We start from the raw sequence: 17,536 nt of genomic DNA, 5'->3' as shown, positions 1-17,536 counted from the left end.
CGTTAATGATACCAACCATTTTGATAGGCTAAGTTACCTAAATTGGCATGTGCCAGTGCTTTTTTCACCAATTGTGGATCGTTGCTGGTGGGCACTAATTTATCTTGTGTGTATATATAAGTGGTTGCTGGTTTTTGTGGTTGTAAAATTACGACCTTATTACCTTGACCACTATTACCGGTTATGTAGGCAAAGTTTTTATCGTATTGCATCATTGCGCGTTGTTTGTTATCAGCGATTGGCTGCGCAAGATCGCGACCTATCATCGGATGTTCACCACTGGCTCCAATTAAGGATAATAATGTTGTCGGAATATCAAGTTGGCTGGCAAGCTGATGGTCACGCTTGGCATTGATACCCTTGCCAAAAATAACCGCAGGAATACGAAAGTGCTCAATCGGCACTAAACTTGCGCCCGATACGCGCGAATCATGATCGGCAATCACTATAAAGACGGTATCGTCCCAGTAACTTGATTGCTTTGCTTTTTCGATAAAGGTGCCTAATGCATAATCGGCATATTTTGCCGCATTATTGCGAGTTTGTTTTTGCTTATCGTATAAGGTGATTTTATTATCTGGAAACTCATAAGGGCTGTGATTAGAGCTGGAAAATACCAAGCTAAAAAAAGGTTTACCTTGTTGTTGTAACTTAGTCAGTTCAATATCCGCTTGGTTAAAGAGATCTTCATCAGAGGCGCCCCATGAGCCATTAAAATCAATATTGGCAAAGTCATTACTATCTACAATGTGTTGAAAGCCATTACCCAAAAAGAAGCTTTGCATATTATCAAAGTGACTTTCACCACCGTAAATAAATTGGGTGTGGTAATTTTGTTTACTTAAAAAGTCAGCAATGGTAAAAAAATCACGTTGCGATTTATCAAGCTTTACTACTGCGCGAGAAGGCGTCGGGGTAAAGCCAGTGATAACAGCTTCTATACCACGTACTGAGCGTGTGCCTGTGGCGTATAAATTATCAAACCCCCAACCTTGCTGATAGAGCTTGTCTATATTAGGAGTTAAAGGTAAACCGCCTAAAGTACCTACATAGCGAGCACCTAAACTTTCTTGTAAAATGATGACTAGATTTTTGGGTTTCCCTTGATACGCCGCTTGATGAAAGGTTTTGGTTGGAGCGCTGGCATCGTTAAAAACAGCTTGTTCATTTTGCATACTCGCGCGCACTAAGGCTAATAATTCCTCTTCTGGTATTGCACCATAAAAGTCTTGGCTTGATTTTTCGTTACCGAGTTGTTTAATTGCAAAGGCTACGCTATACAATGAGTTAAGGCTAAGATCATTAAGTAAATGATCGGTTGAAAATGCCACCATTGCAGGGTTTAACGGTCGATGACCTAGTGAGTTACGTGCACCTAGAACGGTTAAGCACAGTAGGCTAATCACCAATAAGGAGTGTTTTATGATTGGCAACTGACAGTGGCTACGCCATTGGCTGGTAAAAACTTTTGTAGCCAGTTTAACTCCGACGATCAAGAATAGTAAAGTGGCGAATACTTCTATTTTATACCCTGCAAAAATCATTCGAGAGACTTCTTTTGGGTATATTAAGTATTCAATAAATAAGCGGTTTGGACGTAAGTCATATTCATTAATAAAGGTCGGAGTGATTACTTCAAAGAAGATCAACAGAGCAGCCATTAGCAGTAAATAGTATTTAATAATGCCACGGATAAGGTGCTGTTTAGAGATTAATGTGCTGATAATAATCAACAACAATGCCGGCATTAAAATATAGCTTAAGGTAGCCGTATCAACGCGCAAGCCGCCAATAAAAATATTTAGCCAAGCATGAGAGCTAAATACTCGCTCACCTTGCCATACACTTAAGCTAAAACGAGCCAGGGTTAACATAGTTAGCGATAAGCTAAAAAATGTTAGCAATACCCAGTATGGACCGAGTTTATTTTTTAGTTGCGCAACACTAAATCTATCAGTTATGCCCATAAAATAGCCCACCAAATAAGTGTGCTTATTAGCATCGCTATAAATACACTGGCAGAGGCAATATCTTTAGCCAGCCCAGAGAGTTCATGATGTTCTGTACCAATACGATCAACTACTACTTCAATCGCAGTATTGACTAATTCAGCGAACAGTACAAACAGCAAGCTGGCAATTAAAATAAGTTTATCGCTGGTGGGAATATTCGCCAGCCATGCAAACACTCCAAGTAATAAAAATAGCGCGAGTTCTTGCTGAAATGCAGCTTCAAATCGCGTCATCCATTTTAAGCCATTAAAAGTATGGCGTAAGGTAAATAAAAGGCGTAGTAGTCCTTGACGTTTGAGTACCGTTTTCGAATTATTCATTATTGTTCTTCACTTTGTTATTGATTGTTTTACAGTTACTTACTAAATCTAAAGGTAGTTCATAAGTTTTACTTTTGATGCCTATTAGACTTATTAATGTATGAAAAATATTGTCGTGAGAAGCTGCTTGTTGTTGATCAACACTCTTCAAGCAACTTTCTGTAATGCGTTGATTACCTTTGGCAGCCCATATATACATTGGGACATGTGTTTGGCCACTAGGAGCAAAACTATAGGGAAAGCCATGTAAGTAGGCGCCGTTTTCGCCGAGCGACTCACCGTGATCTGAAATATATACAAAGGTTTTATCAATATTGTCAGGTAAGTTATTCAGTTCGGTTAACATTAATGAGTTTACGTAGTCGCTATACGCTATGGTGTTGTCATAAGTATTAACTAACTGCTCAGTGCTACAGTTTTGTATATCACTGCGGTCGCAGGTTGGTGTAAATTGCTTAAATTGATCTGGGTAGCGTTGAAAGTAAGTGGGTCCATGAGAGCCCATCATATGCAATACAATGACCGTATTGGCTTGGCTTAGATTAGCTAGTTTACGTTTAAGTGGTGCTAGTAACGCTTCGTCATAGCAATGCTGTTGTTCACAAAGTGCAGAGTTATCTACCTTGATGGTAATGTTAGTAACGCGATTACAGACATTTTTACAGCCACTGTTATTATCAATCCACAACACATCAGCGCCAGCGCTTTGGGCTATGTCGAGAATGTTTTGCTGGTTATCAGCTTCGTTACGTGAGAACTCAGCTTGGCTTTGTCGTGAGAACATACAAGGAACAGATACTGCTGTTGCGGTTCCACAGGACACTACATTGTTCAGGTACGTTACTTTGAAAGGTCGAGTGAAGCGGTTGGTGTCGCGTGTATAACCTTGGTAAGCAAAATTTTCAGCACGTGCTGTTTCACCGACTACGATAACGGTTACTTGCGTGTGTTGTGATGCACTTAATACTGGCGTTGGGTCTAAAATTTGAAATGGTTCGTCAGAGACCAGCCATTGATCGCGAATATATTTATAGCCACTGCTTAAGTATTGAAATGGAATTAACTCTTTTTTTAATAATTGATTATTACGTCCGGTGGCGGCGTAGTCAGCATAAAAGCTCAACACAATTACGGCGATTAGAGCAAAGCAGCTAAGTACGAGTTTACTGCGACTTACCAGCTCTTTGGTTAGCGGACTAAAACGAATATTGGTTTTAATTAAAACCAATAGCGGCACTAAGGCAAATAAACAAAAGAACATGATAAATTGCAAGTTCAGATAGCTTGCCGCTTCATGACCGTCAGTTTCAAAGGTGTTTTGAATCATCGAATAGTCAAATACCACTCCATAATTTAAAGTGCCGTAAAGAGCGGCACATGAGCTTAACAATAATATGTAATTAATTGGTTTGAGTAGCCAGCGGCTAGATAATAATGAAAAGAAAATAATTAGTAAGCAAAGTAACAGTAACGGTACTGAGAGTAAAAATAACCATGAAAAAGAGGGCAGTGTGGTGATTGCGTTGAATGCACCATGCATAAAAGGAATATTGATTATTAAGCAGTAATAACATGCCAATGCAATAATAAAAGTATTGGCGCTACAGGTAATGTAGAAGCGCTTTTTAAAACCTGAACTGAAAAATTGGCCTACCAACATAAATTGAGAACTCAATAATAATAATTTAATACCTGCATAGTAGAGTCCAAGACTTAAGAAACACTTAAGGATAGCTAGTCATTTCCTGAATTAGATGATTTAAAAGGAATGATTTATTGTGATTTCGTCAAAAATTAATCAAACCAGTAATTGGTTATAACGAGGTATGAAATATCAATAGTTCCATATATGAGGTAAATTAATCTATATAGGCTTTCATATTGAATTTTTATGCCTTTAAAGTCAGGTGGCGAGCGGTTTTTTAGATTGATTTTAAGGTTGACTTAGCTCTCCCATCGCGGTACTAATATAAAAAGACAGCGGGGGAGTTTATATTCCTTCGTAAACTAACAAATTTTGGTATTTATTACATGCTTACAAACGCACTAAACCTAGTCCTAATTAACGTCGTGGTGATTATTATTACCGCGGGGGCTACTTAGTGCTTTAAAAATACGTAAAGCATTATAAAAGCCCCCCGCACTTAACCAGTCGGGGGGCTTTTTAGTTTCAGGGTTTAGCAATAGTTAAGTATAGATATGTCACTGAGGAATGAGGATTATTTAATGACAGGCGCAGAGTTAACAATTGATTTATTAGCCAAACACGGCGTAAAAGAAGTATTTGGTTACCCTGGTGGGGCAATCATGCCAATTTACGATGCGCTGTATGGTGCGCCAATTAAGCATTATCTCACTCGTCATGAGCAAGGTGCAGGTTTTGCGGCGGTTGGTTTTGCTCGTAGCACGGGTAAACTTGGGGTGTGTTTTGCGACCTCAGGCCCTGGGGCTACTAACTTAATCACCGCGCTTGCTGATGCGATGATGGATTCAGTGCCATTACTTGCGATCACAGGCCAAGTACCAACTGCTGCCATAGGCTCTGATGCGTTTCAAGAGGTTGATGTATTAGGTATGTCATTATCCTGCACTAAGCACAGTTATATGGTTGAACGTCCTGAAGATTTAGCCGAAATACTGCAAGAAGCCATGCATTTAGCGCAATCAGGTCGTCCAGGCCCTGTGTTAGTAGATATACCAAAAGATATTCAAATGGCGCAAGTGCCTTTTCATCCTTGGCTTGCGGCTGATGATTACTTACCGGTGTTAGATTTAAAGCAAGTGGCTATTGCTAACCAACTATTAAGCGAAGCCAAGCGGCCTGTTGCCTATGTTGGCGGCGGTGTACAGGCGGCTGATGCGCAAGTACAGCTAATGCAATTTTTAGAAAAAACCCAAATGCCTGCGGTTTCAACGCTAAAAGCATTGGGCAGTGTATTACCTGATTACGAATATAACTTAGGTATGTTGGGCATGCATGGCGGCCAAGCTGCAAATTTAGCGGTACAAGAGTGTGATGTCCTCGTATGTATCGGTGCGCGCTTTGATGATCGTGTAACAGGTAATTTAGGCAAGTTTGCGGCTAAAGCAAAAGTGATCCATTTAGATATAGATGCTGCTGAAATTGGTAAGCGTAAACCAGCTAAAGCATCGTTAGTTGCTGATTTAAAAACCTCATTGCCGCAATTAGAGTGCTTTGTAACTGAACAAGCATGGCGTGATCATGCCAAAGAGATGATGATTGAACATGCATGGCGCTATGACTATCCGGGCGAAAAAGTATATGCCCCGTATTTATTAAGCCAACTAAGCCAGCGGATGCCAAGTACAGGCGTTGTGTGTTGTGATGTAGGCCAGCACCAAATGTGGGTGGCACAACATATGAAGTTTAGTCATCCAAGCAACCACTTAAGTAGTGGTGGTGCAGGCACTATGGGCTTTGGTTTACCTGCGGCCATTGGTGCGCAAGTAGCTCGACCAAATGATTTTGTGATCACTGTTTCTGGTGATGGTTCAATCATGATGAACATTCAAGAGTTAGCCACTATTCGTCGTAACAATTTACCGGTAAAAATATTAATTTTGGATAACCAACGTTTAGGTATGGTTCGTCAATGGCAAGAGTTATTTTTTGAAGGGCGTTATTCTGAAACTGATTTATCAGACAACCCTGATTTTGTGCAATTGGCTGCCGTATTTGGTATTGCTGGGCAAACGATCACCCACGCTAACCAAGTTGATGATGCAATTACAGCATTAGTAAATAGTAAAGGTCCTTATATAGTACATGCCTGTATCGACGATAAAGAAAATGTTTGGCCGCTAGTACCGCCAGGTGCCGCGAATGACGAAATGATGACGGAGAGTGGAAAATGAAACACAGTTTAACAGTCGCTTTAAAAAATCAAAGTATCGCCGTTGAGCGCTTTTTGCGTGTAGTTCGTCATCGTGGTTTTGATTTAACCCATTTTCAATTGAATATGGATGATGGTCAGTATTATGTGGCTATGACGGTCGACAGTGATAAGCCAATTCACTTATTAACCACGCAGCTCAATAAGCTGGTGGACGTTAAGCAAGTAACACTAGAAAATTTACAACAGCAAGCAATGTAGTTTGCTGTGAAAACTAAATCAACAGGGCTATTGGGTCTTTCCCTCTAGCAATAAAAATTTAAGAATGAGGATGTCAGTTACATATTAAAAGTAACTGCAAACACTGAGGTAACTATGGCTAAATTAAGAAGTGCAACAACAACTGAAGGTCGAAAGCGCGCAGGTGCTCGTGCATTATGGCGTGCAACAGGAATGACAGATAGCGATTTTGGCAAACCGATTATTGCGGTTGTAAACTCATTCACGCAATTTGTACCGGGTCATGTGCACCTTAACCAACTCAGTGAGCTTATGGCAGAAACCATTACTCAAGCGGGTGGTGTGCCAAAAGAATTTAATACTATCGCCATTGATGATGGTATTGCCATGGGCCACGGCGGTATGTTGTATTCATTACCATCGCGCGACTTAATTGCTGACTCAGTTGAATACATGGTAAATGGTCACTGCGCCGATGCAATGATATGTATTTCTAACTGCGACAAAATCACCCCAGGAATGATGCTGGCGGCACTTCGTTTAGATATTCCAGTAATCTTTGTGTCTGGTGGCCCAATGGAAGCAGGTAAAACTAAGCTTGCCAATATTGATATCAAACTAGATTTAGTTGATGCCATGGTAAAAGGTGCTGATGAATCAGTAAGTGATGCTGACTCAGAGCAAGTAGAGCGCTCAGCATGTCCTACGTGTGGCTCGTGTTCGGGCATGTTTACCGCCAACTCAATGAACTGTTTACTCGAAGCAATTGGCCTCGCACTACCAGGTAACGGCACTACACTTGCGACTCATAAAGATCGTAAACAACTGTATGTTGAAGCCGGTGCACGAATTGTTGATTTATGCCGTGAGTATTACCAAAAAGATAATAAAGATGTACTACCGCGCGCCATTGCTAATAAAACCGCGTTTATGAATGCCATGGTGGTTGATATTGCTATGGGTGGCTCGTCAAATACCGTATTGCATTTACTTGCAGCTGCGCAAGAAGCCGGGGTTGATTTTGATATGTCGCACATTGATGCGTTATCTCGTAAAACACCTTTCTTATGTAAAGTAGCGCCTGCAACCGCGCAATACCATATTGAAGATGTTCATCGTGCTGGTGGCATGATGGCAATAATTCGCGAGCTTGGCAAAGCTGGCTTAGTGGATCTGTCGGTAAATCATGTTGCTGGCATGACTATGGCAGAGCTAGTTAAAAAATGGGATGCCACTGATCCAAACAACGAAGCAGCGCAAAAGTTTTACCGAGCTGGACCTGCGGGCATTCGTACCACCAAAGCAATGAGCCAAGAATGTCGTTGGGATGAAGGCGATAATGACCGTGAACATGGTTGTATCCGTAGCGTTGAACATGCGTTTCGCCAAGATGGCGGCCTGGCGGTACTATCGGGTAATTTAGCTGTTGATGGTTGTATTGTGAAAAGCGCGGGTGTGGTTGATGAAATGCTACACTTTGAAGGCACCGCCGTGGTGTATGAATCACAAGACGATTCAGTTGAAGGCATTTTAAATGACGAAGTAAAAGCCGGTGACGTAGTCGTTATTCGCTACGAAGGACCGAAAGGCGGACCTGGCATGCAGGAAATGCTTTATCCAACCAGTTACTTAAAATCAAAAGGTTTGGCTGAGCAGTGCGCACTTATAACCGATGGTCGCTTCTCGGGCGGTACGTCAGGTTTATCAATTGGCCACGTTTCACCAGAAGCGGCCAGTGGCGGTGCCATTGCTTACGTTGAAAACGGCGATAAAATTATTATCGATATCGCTACCCGCGAAATCACGTTAGCGTTAACAGATGAAGAACTTGAAGCGCGTAAGCAAAAGCAACTTGCTCGTGGTAAACAAGCGTACAAACCACTCGATCGTGAACGTTATGTATCATCTGCGCTAAAAGCGTATGCGCTACTTGCAACCAGTGCTGATAAAGGCGCGGTGCGTGATTTAGCCAAACTGGAGGAGCTTAGTTAATTATGGTTTCTCAAGAGCTCGATTATTTTCGCGCTATTATCCAGGCTAATATGGAACCACTGGCAAAAGTTACTGAGGTTAGCGAAATGGCTGAACTCAGTGCTCGTCTTGGTAATCAAGTATGGCTAAAGCGCGAAGATCAGCAGCCAGTTTATTCGTTTAAACTGCGTGGTGCATACAACAAACTGGCTAAACTGCCAGCCGGTTCAGTGGTGATCACCGCCTCAGCTGGTAATCATGCTCAAGGGGTGGCGCTCAGTGCATCACACTTAGGGCATCAAGCAACGATTGTAATGCCAGTGACGACCCCTGAAATCAAAGTCAATGCGGTACGTGCGCTTGGTGGCGAAGTGGTTTTGCATGGTCATCATTTTGATGCTGCCAAAGCTTATGCACTGGAACTTACTGAGCAGCGCGACGGCATATTTGTTCCTCCATTTGATGATCCTGATGTGATTGTAGGGCAAGGCACGGTTGCACGTGAATTAATGCAGCAGCTTAATCAACTTGATGCGGTATTTATTCCAGTTGGTGGTGGTGGCTTACTTGCTGGTATGGCCGTGTATATAAAGTCATTGCGCCCAGATATCAAAGTAATCGGTGTAGAAGCTGATGAAAGTGCCTGTTTACAAGCGGCACTTGCAGCAGGCAAACCCGTCGAGCTTGAACGGGTTGGCAGTTTTGCCGATGGTGTTGCGGTAAAAATTATTGGTACCGAAACCTTTCGCTTAGCGCAAAAGTTTTGTGATGAAGTAGTCACTGTAACCGGTGATGAAATATGTGCGGCGATGCAAGATATTTTTGTTTCAACCCGTGCGATTGCTGAGCCATCAGGTGCGCTGGCAACGGCTGGGCTGAAAAAATGGTGTCAGCAAACAGGCCAAAAAGGGCTGCATTTAGCAGCTGTGTTATCTGGCGCAAACTTAAACTTTGACCGCTTACGTTATGTGGCTGAGCGTACTGCGCTGGGAGAGAAAAACGAAGCGTTGTTAGCAGTAACCATCAATGAAGAAAAAGGCAGCTTTAAACAGTTTTGCGCCTCATTAGGTGGTCGCGCTATTACTGAATTTAACTACCGTTACGCAGGCCCTGGTGAAGCGCAAATATTTGTTGGTGTTGCACTGCGCCAAGGTCAGCAAGAGTTAGATGAGCTCACAGCTGATTTAACCACCAATGGCTATCAATTTTGTGATTTATCAGATAACGAACTGGCTAAATTACATGTTCGTTATATGGTTGGTGGTAAAGCACCTGAGCAGATGCATGAGCGGTTATTACGCTTTGAATTTCCTGAATATCCAGGCGCACTGGCGCGCTTTTTAGATACTTTAGGCAGCAATTGGAATATTACTTTGTTTCATTATCGGAATCATGGTGGTTCGATGGGCAATGTATTAGCAGGGTTTGCGATTGAGCCTAGTCAGTATGAGATATTCAACGAGCATTTAAATCGCTTAGGTTACAGTGTGCAAGATGAAACACTGAATCCGTGTTTTACCCAATTTTTAACTACTCAACGTCCCATCGATAGGGTGAAAGCGGTTAATAATTAAAGATATATACCCAAACCACTTCAAGATACGAATTCTGTATCTTGAAGTGGTTTTAGTATAAGCAAGCACCTCAATTGAGGTGTTTTTTTGTCTCTTTGCAAACTTAAAGTCTTGGGTTAATCGAATATCTTATCTATAGTTATAGCAATATTAGCTAACTTATTAGATCACGATTTGTCATTTAAAGGACTGAAACTTAAGCTTTATGCCACTTTGCTTATACTCAGCGGGCAAAGTTTTGCGGCAGCGGATGTGACTTTACAACTAAAGTGGACGCATCAATTTCAATTTTCTGGTTACTATATGGCTCAGCAACAAGGCTTTTACAAAGCGGCAGGGCTAAACGTCACTATTTTACCGGCAGATCCTGATAACCCAGATACCTTCACTAAAGTGTTGGCGGGCCAAGCTCACTTCGGGGTCGGGCACTCAGGTATTTTACAGCAACGGATCGCTGGTAAACCCTTGGTGGCAATGGCTGCTATTTTACAATTTTCTCCTTATTGTTGGATGGTAAAAAAAAGCTCCGATATTTTTCATCCTCGGGATTTTGTCAATAAGCGTCTTAGCAGTATCAGCCGCAAAGAAAATGCCGAATTATTGGTAATGCTCGAACGCAGTGGTATCCAAACGAATAATTTACCTTCTTATGAAAGTGGTAACAGCAGTGCGGATTGGTTAGCTGGGAGTATTGATGCGATGCAAGTGTACGTGACTAATGAGCCGTATATTATGCGTGAGCAAGGCATTGACTATAGACTTATTTGCCCGCAGAAGTATGGAATTAATGTGTATAGCGATATTCTTTACACCACAGAGAATATGCTCGAACAACATCCGCAAACAGTTGAAGCATTTTATCAGGCCAGCTTAAAGGGCTGGCGCTATGCAATGATGCATATGGATGAAACAATTGCATTAACTCAACACCAATACGCACCCAATAAAAGTTTTTCTCAGCTTGCCTATGAAGCTGAAGTATTGAGTGATTATATTTTACCACCGGGCACTAATTTAGGATCTATGTCGATAGCGAAATGGCGGTTGATTGCTGACCTATACGGGATTGAGCAAGACGAATTTAATCAGGCGCAAGATGGCTTTATTTACCAGTATGTTGAACCTGAAAAAATTAAAATGTCGTGGATGCTTATTGCGGCAATTATAATTAGTTTGTTATCTATACCACTTTATTTACGCTTGATGTTCAGAAAAAGCGTATAATGCATAAATGAAATGACCATCGCTAAAATCACATGATCCTTGCTGAGCAGTTTACAGCCCTAGATAACTTATTACATAGTACTCGCCATTATTGGCAATGCACTGCATTCGATTTTGATCAGCTGCCATGGCCTGAATTAGAACAACCATTAACGCTGTTGAGCGATCAACAAGTTGCCGATCTCGATAGCAATCAAGATGCCTTGTATCAATTTTTTAGCCCGTATATTCCCGTAGTCAATAACTTAGCTACATTGTGTTACTTACCTCAAGCCTCCACTACGCGTAGCGAATATCCGTTTTGGATCAGCAATGGTATTAAAGGGCGCAAGTTTGCGCAGCTGCAAGATTTTGTTTGTGCGCTTGGCCAAGAATCACAATTACCTGTATTAGAATGGTGTGCGGGTAAAGGCCATTTAGGACGTATGCTGGCATTTAACCGTGCGCCGAGTGTGCACAGCATCGAATTGCAACAACATTTATGTGAGCAAGGCCAGCAAAGTGCTCAGCTACAAGGGTTAGCCATGCACTTTAGTCAAGCCGATGTGCTCAAAGATGATGTAACTGGGTATTTTCAACAAGCACAACATGCAGTGGCGCTGCATGCCTGCGGGGCATTACATCAGACGTTTATGAGTAACGCGGCTAGCGCGCAAACGCAAAAAATCAGTCTATCGCCGTGTTGCTATCACTTATTCACCCCGAATGATTATCAAGCTATGAGCGATGCCGGTAAGCGTAGCCAACTGCAGTTAACGCATCGTGATTTAAAATTAGCACTACAAGAAACGGTGACAGCGCCTTCTCGGGTAGATAAAGTTCGTAAAACTGAAGTGCAATGGCGATTGGGTTTTGATGCTTTGCGCAAAAGCCTCACTGGCGAACAAAACTACGTGAGTGTCCCCTCAGTTAATAAAGCTATTTTTTCAGATTCATTTAAAGCTTTTTGTGCATGGGCAGCAGATGAAAAGGCACTAGATATACCGCAAGGCATTGATTATGCATGCTTTTTAAGAAAAGGCAAAATGCGCAAAAAAGTCACTGAACGCATCGAACTGGTCCGTCATGTGTTTAGAAGAGCAATTGAGGTTTGGCTTGTGCTCGATCGTGCTTTATATTTGCAACAACAAGGTTACCAAGTCAGTGTGCAGACGTTTTGCGAAAAACAATTAACGCCACGTAATATCCTGATCCAAGCTACCGCCAAAGACAGAAAAGAGATGAAATGAGAAAGTTAAAAAACTTATTTGAAAATAATAAACGCTGGGCTGAACGAACGTGTAAAGATGATCCGGAATTTTTTAAAATCCTATCCATGCAACAAAACCCCGAGTATCTGTGGATTGGTTGTTCTGACTCTCGTGTACCTGCTAATGAAATTGTAGATCTAATGCCAGGTGAACTATTTGTTCATCGTAATGTAGCGAATGTAGTGGTGCATACCGATCATAACTGTTTGTCAGTGATGCAGTACGCTGTCGAAGTGTTGAAAGTAAAGCATATTATGGTTGTTGGCCACTATGGTTGTGGTGGGGTTCAGGCTGTACTTAACGATGCTAAATTTGGTTTAATTGATAACTGGCTTCGTCACGTCGGTGATGTAAAAGAGAAATACACCTCAAAGATTAATGCACTCGCTGAGAAAGACCGCCTCAATAGCCTGATTGAATTGAACGTGATAGAGCAAGTACGCAATGTATGCCGTACTAATATAGTCCAAGAAGCATGGCAACGTGGTCAGGAGTTGACTATTCATGGATGGGTTTATGGTCTTGCAAATGGTCACTTACACGACTTAGAGTCAGTAGTAACTTGTGCCGATGAAGTTGATGTTAACTATAAAAGTTCAGGGCTTAAAGTATTTGAACGTTACGTAGTAGAATAAGTACGTAACCTAAGCACTGCGCCCTATCTGGGCGGCGGCTACCTTCAATAATTGTAATCTTAGTTTTAAAGGCTAAGTCGATGTGCTTTTTTCATTTGGCTTTTTTATATGGTGAAAACACCCTCTATACTTTCGGTGTTTTTCGCTTGCGATATTGCAGTGGTGTTTCAAAAGTAGAATTATGAAAGGCATGACAAAAGTGAGCATGATCATAATAGCCACATTGTAAGGCTATATCTGTTATCGGTGTTTGGCTGTTAGCAAGTAGCGTGCGTGCGGCTTTTAGTCGGTAAAATTGCTGTAATTGAGTTGGACTAACCCCGGCTTCTTTTTTTAAGCGACGCTCAAGAGTACGTCGTGTCAGGCCAAGTTGTTTGCCTATACAGCTAGTGGAATTATTGAGTTGAATAAGCTGCTTGATCACTTTAATGGTATTGCTTTTTACGAGTTGATTGTTGATTGCTTGGCTGAGTAACCACTGCTCGAGTAAATACAGTTGGCTGGTTAGTGGACTGCTTTGCATTTGTTCAACACATGCTATTAAACTGTGATACCAGCTTGGGGTAAAATCTTCACCGAGTAGATAATTTTCTTCAGCTAACTCGTGTAGCGTTATACCTAATAAGTGATAAGCACCAGTAGGCGCAAAACGAATACTGACTAAATAATCCTGATTGCTGAAAGTTGTTGCCTGCGTTTGACGATTAAATGCGAAGGTAATAACGGGTGTCGCATTGCTAAAATCAATTGTTAGGCTTGCGCCTGCATCAGGGTAGAGCTTTTCTGTAAAGAACTGTGTTGTTTGTGTGGTTGTTGAACCTATTTTCCAATAACACTGCACCCAATCAGTTAAGCGTTGATCGGGTGCGAATTTTTGAAAGCTCAAATGGGGCAATGGATCATTTACTAATAAAATGGCCATGGTGTTAACCTGACTTATATCGTCGCAATGGCAATTTCTTCTTCGCGTAAAGTCAGTACTTCATAGCCGTCAGCGGTGACGACAATAGTGTGCTCCCACTGCGCAGAAAGCTTTTTATCACGAGTAACCACAGTCCAGCCATCCGGTTTAGTTTTTACTTTTGCCGCCCCTTGGTTGATCATCGGCTCAATGGTAAAGGTCATGCCTTCTTTAAGTTCAACGCCGGTATTGCGTTTACCATAATGTAAAACTTGCGGCTCTTCGTGCATTTGCTCACCAATACCATGTCCGCAGTATTCACGTACAACGCTATAGCCATTAGTATGGGCAAAATTAGCGATAGCGTTGCCAATATCGCCTAACCTCACTCCCGGTTTTACGAGCTTGATGCCTTGCCACATTGCTTGATAAGTTTTTTCGACTAAGCGCTTGGTCAACGGTGACACCTCACCAAGCATATACATTTTACTTGAATCGGCAATAAAGCCATTTTTCTCAAGGGTAATATCTAAATTGACGATATCGCCTGATTTTAATGCGCGTTTAGAGTCTGGAAAACCATGGCAGACTACTTCATTTACTGAGCTGTTTAACACATAAGGATAATCGTATTGGCCTTTGCTGGCAGGACGTGCAGCAAGTTCATCAACAATATAGCGCTCTACTAAATCATTGATCTCCATTGTGGTGATGCCGATTTTGACCTGTTGATCTAAATAGGCAAACACCTTTGCCAGTAGGCGACCAGACTCACGCATTAGCTCTATTTGTGCGGGAGTTTTAATAATTATTTCACTCATGCAAAGATTCTCCAGCTGTTACATCGGCTTGTGCAAGTTGCTGTTTGATTATTTCGGAGTAGGTCATGGTTGGATTAAGCTCAGCTAGCATGCCTATCTTTATCCAGTATTCAGATTGAGAGTTTATAGATCGTACCATAGTGGTACTGGCTTTGCGGATCTCTTCGTGCAGTTGATCGCTGATTTTTACGATACCCATAACAGTGCCTATATATAAAACGTATACGTATCGTATATAGGTGTTCGCGTGTATGCAAGGCGTAAAACAAATCAGGCAGCCGAAGCTGCCTGAAGTAATAACTAAAACGGTATTATTCGGGTTGCTCGCTTTGCTTATTACTACTGAGTTGTTGCTCAAGTAGTGCAACTTTCGCTTCTAATGCAACGAGCTTCTCGCGGGTGCGAATTAGTACTTGGCTTTGTACATCAAATTCTTCACGGCTGACAAAGTCCATCTCAGCAAGCTTATTTTGAATAGCTTGTTTGGTTTTCGCTTCAAACGTATCGGCAAGGTTTTTAACGCCTTGCGGCATGTTACTGGAAATCTGTTTGGCAATTTCTTCAAGTTTTGCTGGGTTGATCATGTCTGTCCCTTACTGTCGCGTAAATGATAATGGCTAATGTTACCTTATTGGCTAGGCGTATTGTAGTGATTACGTTAAAATTGCCCGTCTTTAATGCAATCTCTTTGGTCGATATGAAACTCAATCCTAAACAAGATGAAGCGGTAAAATATATTAGTGGTCCATGCCTAGTGCTGGCGGGGGCGGGATCAGGAAAAACTCGTGTAATTACTAATAAAATCGCTTACTTAGTACAAAAATGTGAGTATCAAGCACGTAATATTGCCGCGGTGACCTTTACTAATAAAGCGGCGAAAGAGATGCGCGAGCGAGTTTTTCAAACGTTAGGTAAAAAAGAGTCAAAAGGCTTGTGGGTATCTACCTTTCATACCTTAGGCCTTGAGATCATTAAAAAAGAACTAACAACGCTGGGTTTTAAACCTGGCTTTTCATTATTTGATGATCAAGATACCGGGCAATTAATTGCTGACTTAACTGAAGAAGAGCTAAAAAAAGACAAAGATTTACTCAATCTATTAAAAATGCAAATAGGCAGCTGGAAGAACGAGCTTATTTTACCAGAGCAAGCGATTCGCGAAGCGCGAGAGCCACAAAAAGCGCTATTTGCGCAATTGTATGCGCGTTATCAAACCCAGTTACGCGCCTATAATGCTTTGGATTTTGATGACTTGATCATGATCCCCACCTTATTACTGATCAATAATGCAACCTCGCGTGAGCGTTGGCAACAACGTTTCCGTTACCTGCTGGTGGATGAATATCAAGATACCAATACCAGTCAATATCAATTAGTTAAGTTGCTTGTGGGTGAGCGTGCGCGTTTTACCGTGGTAGGTGATGACGACCAATCAATCTATTCATGGCGCGGTGCTCGACCACAAAACTTAGTGTTATTAAGCAAAGACTTTCCAGGTTTACGGCTCATTAAGCTTGAGCAAAACTATCGCAGTGTGAAGCGTATTTTAAAAGCTGCTAATATCTTGATTGCCAATAACCCTCATGAATTTGATAAAAAACTGTTTAGTGAGTTAGAAAATGGCGAGCCGATCAAAGTGATTGGCTGTCGTGATGAAGAGCATGAATCAGAGCGGGTCGTCGCTGAGATCATCTCGCATAAATTTATGAAACGCACCAGTTATAAAGATTATGCTATTTTATACCGTGGTAATCACCAAGCGCGTGGCTTTGAAAAGTCGTTAATGAGTAACCGAATACCTTACAAGATCAGTGGCGGAATGTCGTTTTTCTCACGCTCTGAGATCAAAGATATAATGGCGTACTTGCGCTTATTGGTGAATCAAGATGACGACAATGCGTTTCTACGTATTGTGAATACTCCGCGCCGTGAAATAGGCACAGTTACGCTGGAAAAGTTGGGTACCCTAGCCAATGAAAAACATGCCAGTTTATTTGCCACCTGTTTTGATAATGACTTAGGTTATCGCTTAAAAGGTCGCGGTTTAAACTCGTTAGCGGGATTTGCACGTTGGGTGGTTGAGCTGTCAGATAATGCGGTACGTGGTGATACCCTTGAAGCGGTAAAAGATTTAGTCAGACAAATAAATTACGAAGCTTATTTATACGAGTCATCACCGAGTGCGAAAGCTGCAGAAATGCGCATGAAGAATGTTTCTGAGTTGTACCGTTGGATCACCGATATGCTCACAGGTGATGCGGATAATCCGCCGTTGACGCTTGCTGAAGTGGTGAGTAAGTTAACGTTGCGTGACATGTTAGAACGTAACGAAGAAGAAGATGAAGCCGATGCAGTGCAATTACTAACGCTGCATGCCTCTAAGGGCTTAGAGTATCCTTACGTATTTATGGTAGGCATGGAAGAGGGGTTATTACCGCATCAAGTAAGTATTGATGAAGAAAACGTTGATGAGGAACGTCGCTTAGCTTATGTGGGGATCACTCGTGCTCAGCAAGAGCTGACCATGACCTATGCGAAAATTCGTCGTCAATTTGGCGAAACATCACAAACAGAGTTGAGCCGCTTCATACAAGAGCTACCGCAAGATGATTTAGCATTTGAAAATAAAAAAGCGCCAAATACGCAAGCCGAACGAATGGAAAAGGGCCAAGCCAGAGTTGCTAATTTACGTGCTATGCTGAAAAAGCCTGAGTAGTTCATCTGAGCTGCGGAT

15 protein-coding genes are annotated in these 17,536 nt (G+C 41.9%); 8 read left to right on the top strand and 7 right to left on the bottom strand.

Going from position 1 to position 17,536, the window contains the following annotated elements:
• Positions 1 to 2: 2 nt before the first annotated feature.
• From H5162_RS13625 to H5162_RS13615, 3 genes are read right to left on the bottom strand one after another with little or no spacing between them, the layout of a single operon-like run.
• Entirely contained in the window at positions 3 to 1,967 is a 1,965-nt protein-coding gene (locus tag H5162_RS13625) for an LTA synthase family protein (protein WP_145238365.1), read from the bottom strand.
• Positions 1,958 to 2,332, bottom strand: a complete 375-nt coding sequence (locus H5162_RS13620; RefSeq protein WP_145238368.1) for a diacylglycerol kinase — start codon at positions 2,330 to 2,332, stop codon at positions 1,958 to 1,960. The genes H5162_RS13625 and H5162_RS13620 overlap by 10 nt, the downstream gene beginning before the upstream one ends.
• Complete coding sequence (locus tag H5162_RS13615; protein WP_182731676.1) at positions 2,325 to 3,992, bottom strand: phosphoethanolamine transferase; 1,668 nt, start codon at positions 3,990 to 3,992, stop codon at positions 2,325 to 2,327. Before H5162_RS13615 ends, H5162_RS13620 begins: the two co-directional genes overlap by 8 nt.
• A gap of 566 nt (positions 3,993 to 4,558) precedes the next feature.
• On the opposite strand from H5162_RS13615, the gene ilvG reads away from it, so the two are divergent.
• The 7 genes from ilvG (at position 4,559) to can (ending at position 13,080) form a co-directional block, all read left to right on the top strand.
• A complete protein-coding gene (gene ilvG / locus H5162_RS13610) occupies positions 4,559 to 6,208 on the top strand; it encodes an acetolactate synthase 2 catalytic subunit (RefSeq protein ID WP_182778770.1) in 1,650 nt (549 codons plus the stop codon).
• Positions 6,205 to 6,447: an acetolactate synthase 2 small subunit gene (gene ilvM / locus H5162_RS13605; protein ID WP_182731677.1), complete on the top strand. Its 243-nt coding sequence runs from the start codon at positions 6,205 to 6,207 to the stop codon at positions 6,445 to 6,447. The genes ilvG and ilvM overlap by 4 nt, the downstream gene beginning before the upstream one ends.
• A gap of 114 nt (positions 6,448 to 6,561) precedes the next feature.
• Positions 6,562 to 8,418 (top strand): dihydroxy-acid dehydratase, encoded by a 1,857-nt coding sequence (gene ilvD, locus H5162_RS13600; RefSeq protein WP_182731678.1) that lies wholly within the window; start codon positions 6,562 to 6,564, stop codon positions 8,416 to 8,418.
• A gap of 2 nt (positions 8,419 to 8,420) precedes the next feature.
• On the top strand, positions 8,421 to 9,971 hold the full coding sequence (gene ilvA / locus H5162_RS13595; RefSeq protein ID WP_182759975.1) for a threonine ammonia-lyase, biosynthetic: 1,551 nt from the start codon (positions 8,421 to 8,423) through the stop codon (positions 9,969 to 9,971).
• A 189-nt stretch (positions 9,972 to 10,160) separates the two neighbouring features.
• On the top strand, positions 10,161 to 11,195 hold the full coding sequence (locus tag H5162_RS13590; RefSeq protein ID WP_404936213.1) for an ABC transporter substrate-binding protein: 1,035 nt from the start codon (positions 10,161 to 10,163) through the stop codon (positions 11,193 to 11,195).
• 32 nt (positions 11,196 to 11,227) lie between these two features.
• On the top strand, positions 11,228 to 12,424 hold the full coding sequence (locus H5162_RS13585) for a methyltransferase (RefSeq protein WP_182778769.1): 1,197 nt from the start codon (positions 11,228 to 11,230) through the stop codon (positions 12,422 to 12,424).
• Positions 12,421 to 13,080 (top strand): carbonate dehydratase, encoded by a 660-nt coding sequence (gene can / locus H5162_RS13580; RefSeq protein WP_182731681.1) that lies wholly within the window; start codon positions 12,421 to 12,423, stop codon positions 13,078 to 13,080. Before H5162_RS13585 ends, can begins: the two co-directional genes overlap by 4 nt.
• Positions 13,081 to 13,204: 124 nt before the next feature.
• Here the strand turns inward: can and H5162_RS13575 are convergent, their stop codons facing one another.
• The 4 genes from H5162_RS13575 to ubiK form a co-directional block, all read right to left on the bottom strand.
• Positions 13,205 to 14,002 (bottom strand): helix-turn-helix domain-containing protein, encoded by a 798-nt coding sequence (locus H5162_RS13575; protein ID WP_182778768.1) that lies wholly within the window; start codon positions 14,000 to 14,002, stop codon positions 13,205 to 13,207.
• 14 nt (positions 14,003 to 14,016) lie between these two features.
• Positions 14,017 to 14,802 (bottom strand): type I methionyl aminopeptidase, encoded by a 786-nt coding sequence (map, locus tag H5162_RS13570; protein WP_145238400.1) that lies wholly within the window; start codon positions 14,800 to 14,802, stop codon positions 14,017 to 14,019.
• Positions 14,795 to 15,001 carry a ParD-like family protein gene (locus H5162_RS13565; protein WP_145238403.1) on the bottom strand — a complete coding sequence of 69 codons (207 nt, stop codon included), beginning with the start codon at positions 14,999 to 15,001 and terminating at the stop codon, positions 14,795 to 14,797. Before H5162_RS13565 ends, map begins: the two co-directional genes overlap by 8 nt.
• A gap of 112 nt (positions 15,002 to 15,113) precedes the next feature.
• The gene (ubiK, locus tag H5162_RS13560; protein WP_145238407.1) at positions 15,114 to 15,386 is read right to left on the bottom strand and encodes a ubiquinone biosynthesis accessory factor UbiK; all 273 of its coding nucleotides are present in this window, start codon (positions 15,384 to 15,386) and stop codon (positions 15,114 to 15,116) included.
• Positions 15,387 to 15,499: 113 nt separating this feature from the next.
• Here ubiK and rep point away from each other — a divergent pair, with 113 nt between their 5' ends.
• Positions 15,500 to 17,518 carry a DNA helicase Rep gene (gene rep, locus H5162_RS13555; RefSeq protein ID WP_145238754.1) on the top strand — a complete coding sequence of 673 codons (2,019 nt, stop codon included), beginning with the start codon at positions 15,500 to 15,502 and terminating at the stop codon, positions 17,516 to 17,518.
• The last annotated feature ends 18 nt before the right edge of the window (positions 17,519 to 17,536 follow it).

Origin of the sequence: Pseudoalteromonas sp. SR41-8, from assembly GCF_014163915.1 — a bacterium.
Lineage (GTDB): Bacteria > Pseudomonadota > Gammaproteobacteria > Enterobacterales > Alteromonadaceae > Pseudoalteromonas > Pseudoalteromonas rhizosphaerae.
The sequence above is the reverse complement of the archived record's forward strand: the minus strand, read 5'-3'. Positions and strand labels throughout refer to the sequence as shown.